We start from the raw sequence: 19051 nt of genomic DNA, 5'->3' as shown, positions 1-19051 counted from the left end.
TAATCGAAGATCGCCAGCTTCACCTCCGCCTGACAACGTTGTCAAGAAAACTTCTCGAAATCGGCCCGAAACAAATCCGGCTTGGCCCCTGTGGCCATCCCCTCGACGGCGTGGGCCGCCATGGACGCTGGTCCAACACCACGCGTACCTCATCCCCGGCGAAGGATTTCCGCACGTTGCCGCCGGTACAGAGTGATGACATGGATGAGACCTACGCCTACCGTCCGGCCGTGGCCGCCGCCCGCGACCGGGGCCGCACCCTGTTCGCCCAGACGATGGGCTACGTCGCCGCGACCACCGCGCTGTTCGCCCTCGGCGCCTACCTGGGCCGCGACCTGTCCGGCCTGGCCGCCTTCCTGGCCTGGCTGGGCGCGTTCGCCGCCCTGATCGCCATGCAGTTCAGCGTACGGAGGTCCCGGCCGGCCACGGTCGCCCTGCTGGCCGCGTTCGGCCTGCTGATGGGCGTGGCGGTCGCCCCCACGATCGTCTACTACGCCACCACCGACCCGCAGGCCGTCTGGCAGGCGGGCGCCGCCACGGCCCTGTTCGTGGCCGGCTTCGGCGCCGCCGGCTACGCCACCCGGCGGGACCTGAGCGCCGTGGCCCGCATCTGCTTCTGGGCCCTGCTCGCCCTGATCGTCTTCGGCATCGTGCTGATCTTCGTCAACATCCCGTACGGCTCGCTGATCTACTCGATCCTCGGCCTGGTCATCTTCGCCGGCTTCATCATGGTCGACTTCCAGCGCCTGCGCCGCTCCTCGAACGTCGAAGTCGCCCCGCTCATGGCCGCCGCCATCTTCCTGGACATCCTCAACGTCTTCCTGTTCTTCCTGCGCATCTTCCGGGGCGGCAGCCGCTGACCCCGCGGCCAGCGCCTCCTGCTGGACCGCGGCGCCCCCTCGGCCCTGCACTACTTCCTGGTCGACGACGTCACCGCCACCGTCGACCGCCTCCGCGCCGCCGGCACCCCGATCGAGTCCGAGCCCCACGTCATCTTCACCCACCACGACGCCCTCCTCGGCCCACCCGGCACCGAGGAGGTCCACGCTTTCCTCCGCGACACCGAGAACAACCTGGTCGGCCTCGTCGAGCACCGCCCGCTCTGACCTCGTCGAAGGCGGCCCGAAACTGGGCGAAGGTGTCGGCCACGCGGTGGGAGGACGCGGTCGTCGCCGATTCAAGCGACTGCGGGCTCGCCGGGGGTGGCGTGGTCCAGCATCACCGTGTCCGGGCCGGCCGCCGTTCTGGATGCGCAGCACGTCGAGGTAGGAGGCCGGCAGGCGGCATCTCGGCGTCGACGGGTGGGCCGGTCCACGCCGGCGGGCCGGGTTCGAAGGGGGCCGTCATGAGTGGTGGCGGGAGCGGTGGGCGGCCAGCACGTCGAGGCCGAAGTCGTTCGACGGGTCTCGCCACACGGAGTGGGCGTGGTTGGCGCCGCGCTGCGTGTTGTCCCATTCGATCAGCAGCCGTGGACCCTGCACGCGGTAGTAGTGGGGCGCCCCGGGCTCGGTGGAGCCGGCCCAGGCGAAATGCGCATCGTCGACGGTGTACGCCGTGGGCACCGGCACGCGGTCGAAGTAGGTTCCGAGCAGGGCCTCGAGCAGGTCGCGCTGCCCGGCCGTCAGGTCGGCGCCGGGGACGCCCTTCGGCCGTGCCGTGTACTTCAGCGCCTCGTGTTCCCGGTCCCCGTAGCCGGCCGCGTCGTCGATGGCGTCGCTGGCCGCGCGCAGCTTCGCCCACTCGGCCGGGTCGGCGAAGGCGGAACGCCAGATGCCGGCCAGCGGAATCACCCGGTCGCCCTCGGCGATCGTGCTGCGGTTACCGGTCACCAGGTCGGACGGGGCCTTCGCCGACAGCAGGGCGCGGTCTCCCAGCGACACCGCGAGTTCCCGGGCCAGGTCTTCGACGCGGCCGAGCGGCCGGTTGGCGGCGCCGCCGAGCAGCGGTGACGTCGCCGGGTCGGCGCCCATGAAGCACGGCGTGGCCGAGACCAGTTCGCCGTCGGCGACCAGGTTGTTCAGCGACACGTGGTGGCCGCCGAACCGCCAGCCCCACGTGCCCTCGCCGGACGGCTTACCGAAGACCCGCAGGTAGTACAGGCCGGGGTCGCGGCCGCGTTCCCGGTCGAAGCGGGCCGTGAAGCCCTCGGTGTGGTCCAGGACGTTCTCCAGGCCGATGATCGTGGCCACCGTGACGTAGCCGGCCCGGGACAGCCCGGAGGCGACCAGCTTCATGGCCGCCCGCTGCTGCGCCGGCCGCTGCTCGTGCAGGGTGAGCCCGCCGTGGTCGGTCGGCGTGTAGAACCAGCGCAGCCGCTCGCCCCCGTCCACCGTCCCGGTCGCGGCCGGACGCTGCGTGGCGTCGAGCAGGTCCAGCCACGACACCGCGGCCGACGTCATGGCCGCGGCGACCTCGCGACGAGTGGAACGGCGGGAGTCAGTCATGGCCTCAATCTATCCTCGCCTCTGTGGCGCCCGTCACATGACAGAAGGAGGCGCTGAGGAGCCGGGCTACGCCAACTACGACCTTCACCAGGGTACGGAGGATCCGGCGGCCTCTTCTTCTACGAGAACTGGGAGTGGCCGAACCTGGACGCCCACCTGGCGACGCCGCATCTGGTCCACTTCGCCGAGATCATGGGTGGGCTCTCGACGAGAAGGGTTGAGCGAGCTCGAAGAGCGGGTCTACGTGGAGGTGCTCAGCGGGCGCGCGGCCGCGGTTGCCGCGTTCGCCGACCGTACCCAAGCGGGCTTGATTGAAGTCCGGGCGGCGGTGGACAAGCTCCGCGAGCAGCGGCTCGTCGCGGTGGACGGCGACCGGGTGTCGCCGGCGCCACCCGACCTGGCCATCGACTCGTTGCTGCTCGACCGGATGCGGCAGTTGCAGGAGGCCCGTCTCGGGCTCGGCGAGCGGGTGCGCCGCCAGCGTGGTGACAAGCCCCCCGATCAGGGCGTCGAGGCGGTGGTCGGCGCGGCCGAGGTCAGTCAGGTCTTCGATCAGGTGCTGCGCGGGGCCCAGGAGGAGGTTTTCGGCTTCGACTGGCCGCCCTATCTGGGCGCCTGCCACGACAATCCGACCGAGTTGGCGTTGCTGGCCGAGGGCGTACGGTTCCGGATCGTCTACGACCGGCGCACTCTGGAACGGCCGATGGCCGCGCAGCGGATCGGCGCCCGGGTGGCGGCCGGCGAGCAGGCCCGGGTGGCGGCCGGCGTCCCGGCCAAGCTGGCGGTGGCCGACGGCCGGATCGGCATGCTGTCGTTCCCCGGTCCTAGGTGGGGGCCAATTCTTGGCTGCCGCGGAGCTCGAAGAGCCCTTCCACCCCTGGCGAAGAAACGCCATGACGGAACTCCGCCACATCTGTTAAGACTCGTCACCTCCCCGCAACAGGGCGGCGATCAGCGCCCCTTTGCCCGCGGTGTACGCCTCCCGATCGTCCGCGTACCGCTGCGCCAGCTCCACCTTCAGCTCCGCATAGCGCCGAGCGTCCTCCGGGTGGCTCCGCAGCCGATCCCGAAACGCCAGCACGTCGGCGAACCGCCGGGACCCCACCGGAACGAGATGCAGATGGTGGGTCCGCCGAGCCGGATCCGGCTTGCAGAACCAGTGCATGACATCAGTCCGATAGGGCGCGTAGAGATAGTCGAGCCCCGCCACCAGCTCGATACAGCCCCGGCTCGACTCGAGGTCCCGAACCCCCACCATGATGTCGATGATCGGCTTGGCCGTCATCCCCGGAACAGCAGTGCTCCCCACGTGGTGTACCCCGCCCTCGACATGCTCCCCCAGCACTTCCTTGAGAGCCGCCGCTTCCCGCTCGAACCGCTCACCCCACACCGGGTCGTAGGCCTCAAGCCGAATCCGCTCATCCGTCATGCCCCCACCCTGCCCCACCCGCGCCGACCCCGCTGCCCGCGAAGAACTCCTGCACGACTGAGTTGCCATATATCCCGCACGCGAAGCTGTGTTCCTGGTGGCTGGTGACCAGTCAGGCCAATGGCAAGCTTGGTATCACATGGCGATTCCCCTGGCAGATGACCGTTTCACCGAGCACTTGGCAGCCCGGAAGCAAGAGGAGCAGTCATGACGAAGCCCACCAACTGGCGTGACGTCAAGGCCAAGGCGCGCGCGACCGACCGGCGTGGGACAGCGATGAGCGGGTGGCTCGCCGTCAACAGATGCGGGAGCAGATGCTCGCTTCGGTGAGCGGGGTCCAGCTGGCCGAGATTCGTCAGCAGCTCGGGGTGACCCAGGTGCAGCTGGCCGAGGCGACGGGCCTGTCGCAGGCCCGCATCAGCCAGATCGAGAACGGCGACGCCGTCAGTCTCGACACCCTCCGGGCCTATGTCACCGGCCTGGGCGGCCAACTCGACGTCGTCGCCCGGATCGGCAACATCCAGCTCAACGTGGCCTAGTTCGCACCTTGCCCGATCAAAAAAGCGGCCGTGAGCGGACCGAGGTCAGGAACGGGTCGCCGGCGGCCGAACGCCAGTGCTCCGCCGGAGACGCTGGTACACGCGATCGAGGGCGACGGCCGGGAGATCGCCAACCTGAACGATACCGGGCACGGGTGGGACAACGTGGCCATTTTCGACTGGAGCGGCCGGGTTAATCCCTCGCTGCGCTGGGCAAGCTGATGATCGGCGTCCGGCGGGCAGTTTGCGCCGGGCGCTCCACAGTGTCGGTTCTCACGGCATACTGAGCCTGTTCAGGGTGCTCTACTAGACGAGTCACCGAGCACCGAGGGAGTGTCAATGCAGCGGCATCGGGTGGCAGTGATCGGCGCCGGCTTCGGGGGTCTTTTCGCGATCAAGGCGCTGCGCAATGCCAACGTCGACATCACGCTCATCAACGGCACCGCGTACCACTTGTTCCAGCCTTTGCTCTACCAAGTGGCCACCGGCGTCCTGTCCGAGGGGGAGATCGCCCCGCCGATCCGCGAGGTGTTGCGCGGTCAGGACAACGTCGATGTGAAGCTCGGCTGGGCCGAGAGCGTCGACACCGACAACAAGGTCATTTCTGTACGGGGTCCGGGCATCGACTACACGGTCGAGTACGACACGTTGATCGTGGCCGCCGGCGCCTCGCAGTCGTACTTCGGCAACGACCACTTCTCGGACAACGCGCCGGGCATGAAGAGCATCGACGACGCGCTCGAGCTGCGGGCCAAGATTTTCGGCGCCTTCGAGATCGCCGATCTGCAGACCGACGAGGAGGCGAAGGAGCGCTGGCTCACCTTCGTCGTCGTCGGCGCCGGCCCGACGGGTGTCGAGATGGCCGGTCAGATCGCCGAACTGGCCCACCGGAACCTGCCGGGGCAGTACAAGCACATCGACCCGCGCCGGGCCCGGATCATCCTGATCGACGCCGTGGGCGCGGTGCTCAACACGTTCGGCGACCATCTGTCGACGCGGGCGCTGGCCCAGCTGCACAAGATGGGTGTCGAGGTCGAGCTGAACACCAAGGTCGTGAACGTCGACCGTACCGGCATCGAGGTCGAGTCGGAGCGCGGTCACCAGCGCATCCCGTCGATGACCAAGGTGTGGGCGGCCGGTGTGGCCGCTCCCCCGTTGGCCCGCAAGATCGCCGCTTCGACGGGGGCCGAGGTCGACCGGGCCGGGCGCATCATGGTCAACCCCGATCTGACGGTGCCGGGTCACCCGGAGATCTTCGTGCTGGGCGACATGATGAACCTGAACGATCCGTCGACCGGCCGTCCGCTGCCGGGTGTCGCGCAGGTCGCCATGCAGGGCGGCAAGTACGCGGCTCAGACGATCAAGGGGCGGCTCAAGCGCAAGCCGGCCGGTGACCCGTTCAAGTACTTCGACAAGGGCAGCATGGCGACGATCTCGCGGTTCTCCGCGGTCGCCAGCATCGGCAGCAAGATCCGGTTGTCCGGCTTCTTCGCCTGGGTGATGTGGCTCGTGGTCCACGTGTTCTACCTGGTGGGTTTCAAGAACCGCTTCACCACGGTGCTGCACTGGGCGGTCAGCTTCCTGGGCCGCGGCCGGTCCGAGCGGGTGGCCACCGAGCAGCAGGCCTTCGCGAGAAAGGCCATGTACGAGTACGGCAACCCGTTCGAGCGGGCCCGCCTGGCCGACGCGCCACCGGCCGACGAGTTGTCGACGACGCAGGTCGAGCCGGAGAAGGTCTCGGCCAAGAAATAGCCGGGAAGCTACGAGGGGAAGATGGTCGCCCAGACCATCTTCCCCTCTGCTGTCGGCAGGGCTCCCCATGCCGCCGAGGCCGCCTGCACCGTCCGCAGTCCCTGGCCGCGGGCGTTCCACAGGTCGCCCGGCGGCTCTTTCGGTGGGGGAAGCAGGGTGGGCAGCCGCGGGTCGCGGTCGTTGACGACCAGGTGCAGGCCTTCGTCGCGGCGCAGGACGACGACCACGATCGGGGTACGGGCGTGTTCGACCGCGTTGGCGGCGAGTTCGCTCATCACGAGCCGGGCCGGGTAGAGCACGCCGGAGGGCAGCCGCCAGGCCGCGCAGGCGTCGGTGACCAGGTTGCGGGCCAGCGCCGGGGTGTCCGGTTCGGGCGGCAGGGTGAGGCGCCGCTGGTCGGTGTGCGGGCGGGCGGCGATGGCCGCGGCCCGGGCCTGGATCAGGTCGGCGTAGGTGGGCAGGTAGTACGCGGCGCCGAGCCGGTCCAGGCGGTCGGCGAGCACGCTGGTGGCCGGCACGCAGGCGACCACGTGCACGGGCGGGTCCATGGCGTCGGCCACCCGGCGGGCCGTGATCCAGGTGAGGGCGCTGGCCGCGTGCGGGTCGTCGAGGTCGCACAGGTCGATGATCACCGCGTCGGGGTGACCGCCGAGGGATTTCTTGAGGGCCAGGAACGCGTCCCGGCTGAGCGAGCGTCCCCATGAGCCCCGAACGGTCACGGTGGTGACAACGTTGTCGACGTCCGCCGTGACCGTGACCTGGCTTGCTCGTACCGTGCGGCGGGCGAAGGGGTGGCGTGCGCGCATGACAGGCCAACGAGGGGTGTACATGAACGGGCACGCCTACCCGGCGAAGAGATCACCATGCGCGAATACCGGCTATTCACTCGTTAGTGGCAGGTCCTCTTCCGAGTGAAGTGGGGGCAGCAGCTCGCCCGAGATCGCGCGGTACGCCGACGGCGCCGGCGCCGCCAGCTGGTCCACGCCGACCGGGTCGGCCAGGGCCCGCTGGATCGCGACCCGCAGCCGCTCCTGCTCGGCCGCGGGATCCTGGTACCAGGCCACCGACCACACCCGGTGCACGTGCCAGCCGAGCTCACGCAGCTCCTCGTCGCGCAGGCGGTCCCGCTCGCGGGCCGACGGCACCCGCGCGTACTCCGGGCCGTCGAACTCGATGCCGAGCGCGAAGATGTCCTTCTCCTCCCCCGGGTGCAGCACGGCCAGGGGGATCCAGTGCCCGGCGGCGCCGACCTGACGGCGTACCCGATGACCCCATTCCAGCAGCACGGCGGAGACCGCGTCCTCGAACGGCGACGCGTCCTCGCGATCGGCCAGGTCGCGCCCGAGTGTGGCGGCGGACCTCTCGGCGTACTCCAAATAGGCCTTGAGATGACGCACGCTCTCGTTGCCCATGTCGGGAACGTCGCCCGAGCGGATCGAGGAGACCACCTCGATGCGGCGGGAGGCGCGGGTGATGGCCACGTTGAGACGGCGCCAGCCCATCGGGCGGTTGAGCGCGCCGAAGTTCGTGCTGATCTTGTCGTTCTCGTCGTAGCCGTAGCCGACGGACAGGATGATCACGTCGCGGACGTCGCCCTGCACGGCCTCCAGGCTCTTGACGAAGAAGCCGGTGAGCCGGTCGTCGTCGGTGAAGAAGTGCTCCAGGTCGGGCCGTTCGGCCACCGCCCGGCGCACCGCGTCGTCGATCGCGTCGGCCTGGGCCACCGAGAGCGTGACCACGCCGCACGTCTGACCGGGACGGGTCGTGTAGTGGTGCAGCACCCGCTCGGCGACCGCGTCCGCCTCGATCGGGTTGTCCGAGGTGGTCTGCCGCCGGTAGACGCCGTCGACCAGGTACATCTCCACGCCGTGGTCCGGCTCCTGCGGGTACGCGCGGGTCAGGCTGACCAGCCGGCCGTGGTAGTAGGCCAGGTCGGCGAAGGCGAACAGCGCCTCGTGGCTGCTGCGGTGGTGCCAGGTCAGATGCAGGATGGGGAAGGTGTCGCGGGCCAGTTCGAGGATGGACGGGAAGTCGGTCACGTCGTCCTCGACGCGGTCGTAGTACGAGGTGGGCGGCAGCTGCTGGTGGTCGCCGGAGACCACGAGCGCGTCGCCGCGGTAGATGCAGTTGATCGCGTCGGCCGTGGTCACCTGGGACGCCTCGTCCAGGATGACCATGTCGAACTCCATCTCGGGCGGCAGGTAGCGGCTGACCGCGAGCGGCGACATGAGCAGGCACGGTTTGAGCGCCTGGACCGAGTGCCGGGCCTGGGCCAGCAGTTCCTGTACGGCGAGGTGGCCGCTCTGCTTGTTGCCCTCGCGCCGCAGGATGCCGGGCTCGCCGGTGGCCGACGACGACGGGCGGCGGGCCTCCACGGCGTACACGATGTCGGCCAGCGCGGCCGCCGTCAGCTCGTTGTCGAGCAGCCGGAACACCTCGACGATATGGGTGCGCTCCTCGGCCGACGACGGGTGCAGGCCGGGGTCGTCGCGGATCACCGCGTCGGCCCACCCGCGGAGCAGAGCCCTTTCCAGTACGGGCCACACGTGCTCCACACTGATGTCCTCGGCCGCGCAGTAGTCGAGGGCGCCCTCGAGCCCGTGCTCGACCAGCACGCTGCGCGCGTCCTCGTGGCGGAACCACTCGTGCTGCCCCTCGGTGTCGTGCAGCAGCTCGACCAGCAGGTCGCGGGCGCTGTCGTAGTCGCCCAGCCGCTCGACCAGCTCACCGTGGCGGGCCGAGCCGAACGCGTCCAGCACCTGGCCGCGGGCCGACTCCCAGCCGGCCACCGCGGCCGGCAGGCCCTCGGTCGGGTGGGCCTCCATCAGCGCGTGCGCCTGCCCCGGGCTGAGCGGGGCGTCCTCGCCGGTGAGCACCCGCCGGGCGTGCGCGGTCCACGCGACGATCTCGTTCATCACCTCGTCGTCGGTCTTGGTGCCCCGGTAGACCGAGCCCAGCACGGCCGCGTGGGCGGCGGCGTCGGCCCAGATCGCCGTCTCGGCGTCGGTGGCCTTCTGCCGCTGGGCGGCGATCTCGCGGGCCTCGGTCAGGGTCAGGTCGCGGCCGGTGGGCACGCTGTAGGCGCGGATCATCTCGGCCGCCGCGTGCAGCGGGGCGATGTGCGCGCGCAGCCAGGTCACCGCGTCGGCGATCGGGCCCTCGCCCAGCTCGGGGCGGGGCGCGCGGGCCGGCGCCGGGCGCAGCGTGGTGCGGAACCGGGTGAACTCGTCGCGGGCCTCGCCGACGATGCGCAGCAGGGCGCTGTTCGGCCGCGGCGCGCACACGTGCACGGTCACCGCGGGCAGGGCGTCGGCCGGCACCTCCCGGATCACCTCGTCCGCGTTGTGCAGGGCGTGCTGGATGGCCGCGAAGTCGGTGTCGCGCCCGTCCCAGTGCCGGCCCAGGATCTCGGCGTGCTCGGCCTCGGCGTCGGCCAGGTCCTCCAGGGCCTGCTTCCAGGCGGCCGCGTCCTCCACGTTGGCGATCGCCTCGGCCGGCTTGACCTCGGGCCGCGCGGCCTCGACGGCCGCGTCCTTGGCCCGCCGGTACGGCCGCAGCAGCTTGCGCGGGCCGCGGTGCCGGGTGAGCCGGTCGGCGATCTCGGTGACCGGCTCGTTCAGCACCTCCTCGTTGAAGTGCCGGCGCGCCTGCGCCTCGGCCTCGGCGACCGCCTCGACGGCCAGCCGCAGGGCCCGGACGGCGGCGTGCGCCTTGGCCATCCCGCCCGGCTCGAACCAGGCCGCCTCCGGCTTGTGCTCGCGGCCGATCAGGTCGGCGATGGTGATGACCCGGGCCGAGTCGGGGAAGGTGACCACGTTGGGCAGGCCGAGCCGGGCGGTGACCCGGTCCATGCTCTCGTGCCGGCTCTCCAGACGGTCGGCCTCCTCGGCGAACTTGTTGGCCAGGTGGTCGGCCTGGGCGGCGTTCAACGGCCCCAGGTCGACGGCCTCGGGGACCAGTTCGGACAGGTCCGGTACGCCGGTCAGGTCCTCGGCCGACGGCAGCTCGGCCCACGGGATGCCGCCGTAGCGCAGCGCGGCCAGGTGATGCGTGAGATCCGTGGCCGCCTTCTGCACCGGGGCCAGGCTCTCGATGGTCAGCCACTCCTCCTCCACCTTGGGCGGCCGCTTGGCGGCGTGCCCGGCCAGGGCGGCCAGCTTGGCCGCGCCGGCCGGCTCGTGCAGGTCGAACGCGTCGGCCAGGGTCGAGTTGGCGATCACCGCCTCGGCCAGCTTGGTCAGCGAGGTCAGCGCCTGGCGCAGCCGCCCGTCGAGCGGCTCGCGGTCGGTCGCCTCCCGCCACAGGTAGGTCTCGCTGCTCACCCGCCCGAGCCGGGCCACGGCGTCCCGGATCCGGTACAGCGACTCGGCGGTCAGATCCTGCGGGTTGATCGTGGCGACCGGGGCGGCCGGCGCGTCCAGCAGCCGGGTGCACACGCCCAGCACGTCGAACAGGCTCCGGCCGAGCGGCTGACGAACGCGGTTGAGGGCTTCGGCGTACGCGCTGAGCCGCTCCCGCCGCTCCCGGACCGCCCGCCGGTCGATCGGGTCCATGGTCGCCAGCGCCGGCGGGTCGGTCTCGAGCGAACCGGCCAGGGCGGTGGCCACCTCACGCCGGCCGACCAGGTTGCTGTGCAGGGCGAGCAGGTAGTTGCCGAGCCCGGCCTCGGTGAGGCGGCGCTGCACGGTGTCGAGGGCGGCCGCCTTCTCCGAGACGACCAGCACCCGCTTGCCGGCGTGCAGCAGCCCGCCGACGATGTTGGCGATGGTCTGCGACTTGCCGGTGCCGGGCGGCCCGTCGAGCACGAAGCTGCGCCCGGCCAGGGCGGCGGCGACGGCCACCCGCTGCGAGGCGTCGGCGTCGAGCAGCAGCGGCGTGTCCTCGGGCGGCGCGACCTGGTCGATCTTCTCGGGCGCGATCGGCTCGAAGGCGAACGCCCGGTCGGCGTCGTGGGTGGCCAGCGCCCGGACGACCGGGTGCTCGACGATGTGCGGCTCGTTCTCGTAGAGGTCGTAGTACATCGCCTCGCGGTGCACGCTGAGGCAGGCCAGCACGACGGTCTCGTCGGCGTACCAGCCGCGGCGCTCCCCGATGGCCACGTCGACCTTGGCCCACAACACGGTCACGTCCAGCTCGGCCAGCGAGTTGATCTCGGGGATCTCGATGTCGAGGTCGGCCATCCGGATCACCAGGGCCGGGTTGACGATCGGATCCTCGGGCCGGGCGACCAGCTTGGGCCCGGTCGGATCGATCTCGACGGGGACGAGCAGAATCGGGCTTTCGTACGGCGAACCGTCGTCGTCCGACCAGTGCATCATCCCGATGCCGAGGTAGAGAGGCGAGACACCGCGGTCCTGCATCTCGGCCCGCGACCGGCGGTAGAACCGGTGCAGCAGGGCGCCGAGCACTTCATCGGGCAGATCGGTGCGCAGAACGTGCGCCGACCCGTCGTTCTCGAAGGCGTACCCACCGCCCTCCTGAAGAACCTTGACGATCGCCTTGGGCGACGGCCCGGTGATCTCCACCGAGCTCTGCGCGATCCGGGCGAAGTTGAGCAGCGGGTTGGCCCCGGTCAGGTCGACCAGTCCCGAGCGCCAGGTCTCGAGGGCACTCCTGACCTCGGCACCGGGCAACCCGACGACTTCAACTTCAGTTTCCGGCCACATGCCCTCAATTCCAGCAACCGAACGGCTGTCACGCTGGTCATTTCGCCGCTTACTTCCGGATATTTACGATATCGCCAATGACTCCCCCGCCGCCGACCCTCTACCCCACCCACAAACAGTCCCGCTCCGGCAGGCAACCACCCCCTCCCCCGACCCACCCCCGCCCCGCACGAACAGCCACCCGAAGCCGGCACTCACCTCTGTCCCGCGCGGGCAGCCACCCGAAGCCGGCACCCAGCTCCCCACCGCAGGCACTCCGCCCACTCATCCCCGGGACGGCCGGCAATCCACCCACTCACCTCCGGACTTGGTGCTCAACCCACTCACCTCGGCCCTGGCGTGCTCCACCCCCTCACCTCCGGACCTGGCGCTCCACCCACTCACCCCGGACCTGGCGCTCCACCCACTCACCTCCGCACGTGGCGCTTCCACCCCCCTCACCTCCGGACATGGCGCTTCGATCCACTCACTCCGGACAGCGGGCAATCCACCCGCCCACCTCGGGAGCGCGATCGCCAGCGGCAACTCGCCTCTGGGCGACGGCGCAGGGATCGGCATCGCCGGACACCTCAAGGCGATCAACCCCCTCGGCGTCCCGCTCACCTTTCGCCAGCCCGCTCGGGCGATCACGAGAGCTCCCCGAAGGCTCGTTGAGGGCTGCCAGCGGCAAGGACCACCACCGCGAGGCATCTAATGCCCCATGTCCGCTAAATCACCTTTTAGCGCACGGGCACATAAGGGCCGAGCCGTCGCCTGAGAAGGTGGATGCAAGCCGATCCAGCGCCTCAGAAGCCGAGCCGGCGCCGCAGAAGCCGACGCAAGCCGGGCCAGCGCCGCAGAAGCCGACGCAAGCCGGGCCAGCGCCGCAGAAGCCGACGCAAGCCGGGCCAGCGCCGCAGAAGCCGACGCCAACCGAGCCGGCGCCGCAGAAGCCGACGCCAACCGAGCCGGCGCCGCAGAAGCCGACGCCAACCGAGCCGGCGCCGCAGAAGCCGGCGCAAGCCGAGCCGGCGCAAGCCGAGCCGGCGCAAGCCGAGCCGGCGCCTAGGACTTCGGGCGCCGGCTCGGGTGGGGGCTGAGGGGCCGCTGGGGCCGAGGGGTCAGGAGGTGCTCAGGGCCTGCTCTTCGGTGCGCTTCGTGGGGGCCTCGCGCTCCAGGGCCGCGCCCTCCACGTCGACGGCCGGGAGCCAGGTCAGCCAGCGTGGGAGCCACCAGGCGGAGCGGCCCAGCAGGGCGATGGCGGCCGGTACCAGGATCATGCGGACCACGATGGCGTCGAACAGGATGCCGATGGCCAGGGCGAACGCGATGGGCTTGATCGTGTCGTTGCCCTCGGGGACGAAGCCGGCGAAGACCGAGAACATGATCGTGGCCGCTGCCACTACCACCGGGGCCGCCTGTTTGAAGCCGGTCACCACCGCGTCGCGGGGGGAGGCGCCGTGGGCGTGTGCCTCGTGCATGCGGGAGACCAGGAAGACCTGGTAGTCCATGGCCAGGCCGAACAGGATGCCGACGATGATGATCGGGGCCAGGCTCAGCAGGGGTCCCGTGGTCTGGGCGTTCACCAGGCCGGACAGCCAGCCCCACTGGAAGACGGCGACCGTCGCGCCCAGGGCCGAGCCGATGGTCAGCAGGAAGCCGAGCACGCCGACGACCGGGACCAGCAGGGAGCGGAAGACCAGCACCAGCAGGATGAAGGCCAGGCCGACGACCAGGATCAGGTAGCGCGGCAGCGCCTGGTCGAGTTTCTGCGACACGTCGATGCTGACCGCCGTCTGGCCGGTGACGTAGACCTTGGCGTCGGGGCCGTCGGCCACGTCGTCGCGGATCGCGTGGACCAGGTCGATCGTGGCGGTGTCCTCGGGGCCGGAGGTCGGGATGATCGTGATCAGGGCGGCGTTGCGGGCCTGGTTGGGCTGGGGCGGGGCCACCACCGCGACGCCGGGGAGCGTCTGCACCTTCTGCTGGACCGTGGCCGCGTACGCCGAAGAACCGGAACCGTCGACCAGGACCAGCAGCGGGCCGGCGAAGCCGGGCCCGAATCGCTCGGCGATGATGGCGTCGGCCTTGGCCGCGCTGCTGCCGTCGGGGGACTTCTGGATGAGCGTGGTGCGCAGTGAGAAGAACGGGATGGCGATGACGGCCAGCGCCGCCACCGCGAGGACCAGGCTGATCACCCGCTGACCGGTGACCAGGGCGGCCCAGCCGCGGAAGAAGCCGCGGTCGCGGACCGGCGCCCCGGCCGGGTTGGCGCGGACCTTCTTCGGCAGCGCCCGCATGCCGAGCGCGCCCAGGAACGCCGGGAGCAGGGTGATCGCGACCAGCACGGCGACCACGATGGTGGCCGCGGCGGCCAGGCCCATCTCGGTGAGGAACGGGATGCCGGCCACCGAGAGGCCGGCCAGCGCGATGACCACGGTCAGGCCGGCGGTGACCACGGCGGATCCGGCCGTGCCGACGGCCAGCGCGGCCGCCTCGGCCGGTGGCAGCCCGCGCCTGAGTTCCTGCCGGTGCCGGGTGACGATGAACAGGGCGTAGTCGATGCCGACGGCCAGGCCGAGCATGACGGCGAGGATCGGGGTGGTCGACTGCAGGTCGACGAAGCCGGTCAGGGTGGTGATGCCGAGCGCGCCGATGGCCACGCCGACCAGTGCGGTCAGCAGGTTCATACCGGCCAGGACCAGGGAGCCGTACGTCACCGCGAGCACCACCAGCGCGACGACGACACCGAGGATCTCGCCGGTGCCGCCGATGTCGGCCCCGGACTCCTGTGTCGCGTCGCCGCGAGCCTCGACGGTGAGCCCGCCCAAGCGCGCCTCGCCGACCGCCGCGGTCAGCGCCTCCCGCTCCTCGGGGGTGATCTCCGAGTTCTGGACGCCGTAACTGACCGTGCTGTACGCCGTGCTCTGGTCCCGCGAGACGGTCGGCGCCTGCGGGTTGAGCGGGTTGCTGGCCGACAGGACGCCCGGGAGCTTGCCCAGCTTCTCGACGGCGGCGGCGACCTTGGCCGCGTTCGCCTGGTCGGTGATCTTGCTGCCGCTGGGCGCCTCGAAGACCACCTGCGCGGACGCGCCGGCCGAGCCGGCACCGAAGCGCTCGCGCAGCAGCTTGAGCGCGACGGTCGACTCCTGGCCCGGGATCTCGAACGTGTTCACGGTCTGGCCGGACAGGGTCGCCGCGCCCACGCCGAGGGCGATCAGCGCCACCAGCCAGACGACCATGACTATGGCCTTGTGTCGTACCGAGGCCAGTCCCAGGCGATGCAGCAACGTTGCCATTAGCGATGTCCCTTACTTGTGGCCGGTTTGTTGGTGGCCCAGCGCGTCGTAGCTGACGGCGATGAGGTCGTCGTGGGTGACGACCAGGGGCTTGTCACGCATGGTGATGCCGAGCAGGACCAGCGCCCCGAGCGCGCCGACGACCCGGATGGCGCGCGCGTTGTCGCACTCCGGCTCGAGGGCGAAGGCCGCGAAGATGCCCTGCCCGAGCTCGTGGAGGGCGAGGCCCAGGTCGGACTCCGGCTCGCTCTGCAGGCCGGAGAGGAGGAGGGCGACAGTGCCCGGCAGGTCCATGGCGAGCTGGGCGAACTCGCTGAGCACGGCCCGGTCCCGCGCGGGCCCGGGTGGCATGTCCTGAACCTGGGCGGCGATCTCGCGGACCGCGCTCAGGGCCTTGTCGACCACCGCCTGCTGCAACGACTCCTTGGTCGGGTAGCGGTGGAGCAGGCCGGTCTTGGAGTAGCCCACGGCGTCCGCGATGCGCTGGACGGACGTCTCCCGGAAGCCGTGGCGCGCGAAGAGGCTGGCGGCGGCTTCGAGGATTTCGTCGTCGATCTGCTGCTTGGTGGGACGCGGCATGCGGACCAGAGTAGTCGGTTGCGGACCAGTTCGGTCGGTAACCGACCGTGGCGGTCCTCACTAAGTACGGCGGCGGCCGCGGGGTTTTGACTTCCCCGCGGCCGCCGTTCGAATCCTCTTCTAGCGGATGGCCTGCCTGATCCACCCGGCGATGTTGTCGGTCCGGGCGGCGGTCTCGACGCCCATGTGCGGGCAGGACGGGCCCGTGCTCACCACGGCCACCAGTTCGCCGCGCTTGGTGAAGAACGGAGCTCCCGAGTCGTACGGGCATGGTGTCGTGTCGCGGTCCGGCGCGTACCCCTGAAGCCCCGTCACGTTGGCACTCAGCTCGACCACCTCGAGCAGACCCGTGCGCAGGTGAGTGACCGGCGCCGGATCGACGCTGGTGGTGGAGCCGTAGCCGGTGAGGCGCACGATCGTGCCGATCTCGGGCGGGGTGCGGCCGATCCGGATCGGCCGGATGTCGCGCACCGGCCGGGCCAGCTGGGCGACGGCGACGTCCGCCGTGGGCGACTGCCGGACCGCGACGATCGTGATCTCGTGACCGCGTGTGGTGTCGGTCAGATCGGTGCGGCCCACCGTGGCGGTGGTCAGGTCGGCGACCGGGCGTTCCACGCGGACGCCGGCCGCGTCCCGGAAGCAGTGCCCCGCGGTGATCACCCAGCGCGACGAGATGAGGGCGCCCGAGCAGGCGCTGTTCCGCTTGCCGCCGTCGGCGGTGGGAATCCCGGTCATGGTCAGCTTGACGGAGAAGGCGTACTTCCCGATGGGTACGGGTTCGCCGTTCGCGACCGCGTTCGCGGGCCCCGTGACGCCGAACAGCACGCCGCCGATCGTCGCCGCGGCGACGAGCATCGAGCCTATTCGCTGTCTCATGTGGAGCACGCTAGACCACCGCCGCATCAGGGGCATTCCGGGGAAAGCCCTGAGAGTTTTCCGGCCGACACGCCCGATTCGACCGCTTCGGACGCGCGTTTTTGCTGCTTATCCGACAGTTGTCGAGCACCGGCTCCTCGGGGGACGACGGGGGTTCGGCCCGGATGTTCCCAGCTCTCTGACTGCCTAATTTCAGGTTCGACACAGAAAACGTTCTGGGGGGCTCTCGAATGAGTAAGCGGCCGATAACAGTACGCGTGGCGCGGTGGAGCGCCGAGCATCCGTGGCGGGCCATCGCGTTGTGGGTGGCCTTCGTAGCGGTGTGCTTCATGGCCGGCAACATGGCCGGGGCCAAGGAGGCGACCGCCGAGGACAGCTCGATCGGCGAGGCCGGCCAGGCCTACGTGATGATCGACAAGGGCGGGTTCGACTCGGCCCCGGCCGAGGACAACGTCCTGATCACCGCCCGCTCCGGCGCCCTGGACAAGGCCGCCGGCGACCGCGCGGCCGCCGACGCGGCCGCCGCCCTGCGCACCGTCACCGGCGTCTCCGCGGTCGGCGCGCCGGTCCCGTCCCACGACGGCTCGGCGCTGCTGGTGCCGATCACGATGAGCGGCGACCCCGAGACCGCCTCCGACCGGGTCGGGCCGCTGCACGACGCGGTGGCCACGGTGCAGCGCAAGCACCCCGAGCTGCGCGTCGAGCCGGTCGGCGGGCCGACCATCGGCAAGGCGCTCGACGACACCCTCGGCAAGGACTTCCAGCGGGCCGAACTGCTCAGCCTGCCGGTCACCCTGGCCATCCTCATCCTGGTCTTCGGCGCGCTGATCGCGGCCGGCGTGCCGGTGCTGCTCGCCCTCATGTCGGTGGCGGCCGCGATGGGCCTGTCCACGCTGGCCTCCCACCTGATCCCGTCCACCGACACCACCAACAGCGTGATCCTGCTGATCGGCATGGCCGTCGGCGTCGACTACTCGCTGTTCTACGTCCGCCGCGAACGTGAGGAACGCGCCAAGGGACGCGGCCACGTCGACGCGGTCGAGATCGCGGCCGAGACCTCCGGGCACGCCGTGGTCGTCTCCGGCACCGCTGTCATCATCGCCATGGCCGGTCTCTTCCTGGCCCGCGACGCCGTCTTCTCCTCGCTCGCCGTCGGCTCGATCCTGGTCGTGGCGGTCGCGGTCATCGGCTCGCTCACCGTCCTGCCCGCCCTGCTGGCCAAGCTGGGCCGCTGGGTCGACCGCCCGCGCGTTCCGCTGCTGTGGCGCCTCTCGGCCCGCTCAACGTCGCCGTCCGGAAGCGGCGTCTGGCGCCGCATCCTGCACCCGGCGCTGCGCTGGCCGGCCGCCACGCTCCTGGTCAGCGTGCTGGCGCTGCTCGCCCTGGCCGCGCCCGCCCTGGGCATGAAGCTCAAGTTCCCCGGCACCGAGGACCTGCCCCGGACGACCCCGGCGATGCAGGCGTACGACCGGCTGACCGCGGCCTACCCGAGCAACGGCACCACGCACGAGGTCGTGGTGGAGGCGCCGGCGTCCTCGGCCGCTTCCGTGCGGGCCGCGCTGACCCGCCTCTCCGACAGCACGCGGGACAACCGCCTGTTCGCGCCGGTGGAGGAGACCGGACCGGACCTCGAGGTGTCGGCCGACAAGACGATCACGGTCCTGGACGTGGCGACGCCGTACTCCTCCCGCAGCGACGAAGCGGCCGATTCCCTGCACGAACTGCGCGACACGCTGGTGCCGGCGGCGCTGTCCGGGCTTCCCGGCGCCACGTACGCCGTGGGCGGTGGCGTGGCCGAGAGCGAGGACTACGCGGCCCACGTCTGGCGGACGCTGCCGCTGGTGGCCGGCTTCGTCCTGGTGCTGACGTTCCTGGTGATGGCGTGGACGTTCCGGTCGGTGGTGGTCGCGCTGACCTCGATCGCCTTGAACCTGCTGTCGGCGGCCGCCTCGTACGGCCTGCTGGTCCTGGTCTTCCAGGGCAGTTGGGCCGAGGGGCTGCTCGGCTTCGAGTCGATGGGCGCCATCGTGTCGTGGCTGCCGCTGTTCCTGTTCGTGGTCCTGTTCGGCCTGTCGATGGACTACCACGTCTTCGTGGTGAGCCGCATCCGCGAGGCGGTGCAGCGCGGCGTGCCGACCCGCGAGGCGGTGGCCGAGGGCATCACCGGCTCGGCCGGCACGGTCAGCAGCGCGGCCCTGGTCATGGTGGCGGTGTTCTCCATCTTCGCGACGCTGAGCACCATCGACATGAAGCAGCTGGGCATCGGCCTGGCCGCCGCGATCCTGCTGGACGCGACCATCATCCGGGCGGTGGTCCTGCCGTCCCTGATGACCCTGCTGGGCAACCGGAACTGGTGGGCGCCGCGCTTCATGCGCCCCCGGGGCCGCCACGCGGCGCCGGTCTCCCCCGCCGCGCCCACCCCGGAGCTGGTCGGCCGCCACTGATCCCGTCGGCCGCCAGAAGCCCCCGGCAATCCCGCCGGGGGCTT

The 19051-nt window shown here is 70.9% G+C and carries 13 protein-coding genes; 5 read left to right on the top strand and 8 right to left on the bottom strand.

From position 1 onward, the window contains the following. Positions 1-200: 200 nt before the first annotated feature. The gene (locus tag AB0C26_RS45295) at positions 201-860 is read left to right on the top strand and encodes a Bax inhibitor-1 family protein (protein WP_360261254.1); all 660 of its coding nucleotides are present in this window, start codon (positions 201-203) and stop codon (positions 858-860) included. A gap of 18 nt (positions 861-878) precedes the next feature. Further along, entirely contained in the window at positions 879-1106 is a 228-nt protein-coding gene (locus tag AB0C26_RS45290) for a VOC family protein (RefSeq protein WP_360261278.1), read from the top strand. 237 nt (positions 1107-1343) lie between these two features. On the opposite strand, the gene AB0C26_RS45285 is transcribed toward AB0C26_RS45290, so the two are convergent. The 3 genes from AB0C26_RS45285 to AB0C26_RS45275 form a co-directional block, all read right to left on the bottom strand. Further along, a complete protein-coding gene (locus AB0C26_RS45285) occupies positions 1344-2444 on the bottom strand; it encodes a DUF3500 domain-containing protein (protein ID WP_360261252.1) in 1101 nt (366 codons plus the stop codon). Between the two features lie 190 nt (positions 2445-2634). Then, positions 2635-3339, bottom strand: coding sequence for a hypothetical protein (locus AB0C26_RS45280; RefSeq protein ID WP_360261250.1), 705 nt, complete (start codon positions 3337-3339; stop codon positions 2635-2637). A gap of 21 nt (positions 3340-3360) precedes the next feature. Beyond that, positions 3361-3873 carry a GrpB family protein gene (locus AB0C26_RS45275; RefSeq protein ID WP_360261248.1) on the bottom strand — a complete coding sequence of 171 codons (513 nt, stop codon included), beginning with the start codon at positions 3871-3873 and terminating at the stop codon, positions 3361-3363. A 326-nt stretch (positions 3874-4199) separates the two neighbouring features. Between AB0C26_RS45275 and AB0C26_RS45270 the strand changes: the two genes are divergently transcribed. Continuing rightward, on the top strand, positions 4200-4412 hold the full coding sequence (locus AB0C26_RS45270) for a helix-turn-helix transcriptional regulator (protein WP_360261246.1): 213 nt from the start codon (positions 4200-4202) through the stop codon (positions 4410-4412). Between the two features lie 339 nt (positions 4413-4751). Continuing rightward, positions 4752-6164, top strand: coding sequence for an NAD(P)/FAD-dependent oxidoreductase (locus tag AB0C26_RS45265; RefSeq protein WP_360261244.1), 1413 nt, complete (start codon positions 4752-4754; stop codon positions 6162-6164). Between the two features lie 8 nt (positions 6165-6172). Here AB0C26_RS45265 and AB0C26_RS45260 read toward each other — a convergent pair whose 3' ends face one another. The 5 genes from AB0C26_RS45260 to AB0C26_RS45240 all read right to left on the bottom strand — a co-directional run bounded on the left by AB0C26_RS45260 (position 6173) and on the right by AB0C26_RS45240 (position 16563). Then, positions 6173-6970: an ATP-binding protein gene (locus AB0C26_RS45260; protein WP_360261241.1), complete on the bottom strand. Its 798-nt coding sequence runs from the start codon at positions 6968-6970 to the stop codon at positions 6173-6175. A gap of 72 nt (positions 6971-7042) precedes the next feature. Next, the gene (locus AB0C26_RS45255; RefSeq protein ID WP_360261239.1) at positions 7043-11830 is read right to left on the bottom strand and encodes a DUF4011 domain-containing protein; all 4788 of its coding nucleotides are present in this window, start codon (positions 11828-11830) and stop codon (positions 7043-7045) included. 1100 nt (positions 11831-12930) lie between these two features. Continuing rightward, positions 12931-15108, bottom strand: a complete 2178-nt coding sequence (locus AB0C26_RS45250) for an MMPL family transporter (protein ID WP_360261237.1) — start codon at positions 15106-15108, stop codon at positions 12931-12933. A gap of 12 nt (positions 15109-15120) precedes the next feature. Beyond that, positions 15121-15687: a TetR/AcrR family transcriptional regulator gene (locus tag AB0C26_RS45245; protein WP_360261235.1), complete on the bottom strand. Its 567-nt coding sequence runs from the start codon at positions 15685-15687 to the stop codon at positions 15121-15123. Positions 15688-15807: 120 nt separating this feature from the next. Further along, on the bottom strand, positions 15808-16563 hold the full coding sequence (locus tag AB0C26_RS45240) for a trypsin-like serine protease (RefSeq protein WP_360261233.1): 756 nt from the start codon (positions 16561-16563) through the stop codon (positions 15808-15810). A gap of 257 nt (positions 16564-16820) precedes the next feature. Here AB0C26_RS45240 and AB0C26_RS45235 point away from each other — a divergent pair, with 257 nt between their 5' ends. Then, the gene (locus AB0C26_RS45235; RefSeq protein WP_360261230.1) at positions 16821-19007 is read left to right on the top strand and encodes an MMPL family transporter; all 2187 of its coding nucleotides are present in this window, start codon (positions 16821-16823) and stop codon (positions 19005-19007) included. Positions 19008-19051: the final 44 nt, after the last annotated feature.

This window comes from Actinoplanes sp. NPDC048796 (assembly GCF_040650035.1).
GTDB lineage: Bacteria > Actinomycetota > Actinomycetes > Mycobacteriales > Micromonosporaceae > Actinoplanes.
Note: the sequence above shows the minus strand (reverse complement) of the source record. Positions and strands in the feature narration are given on the sequence as shown.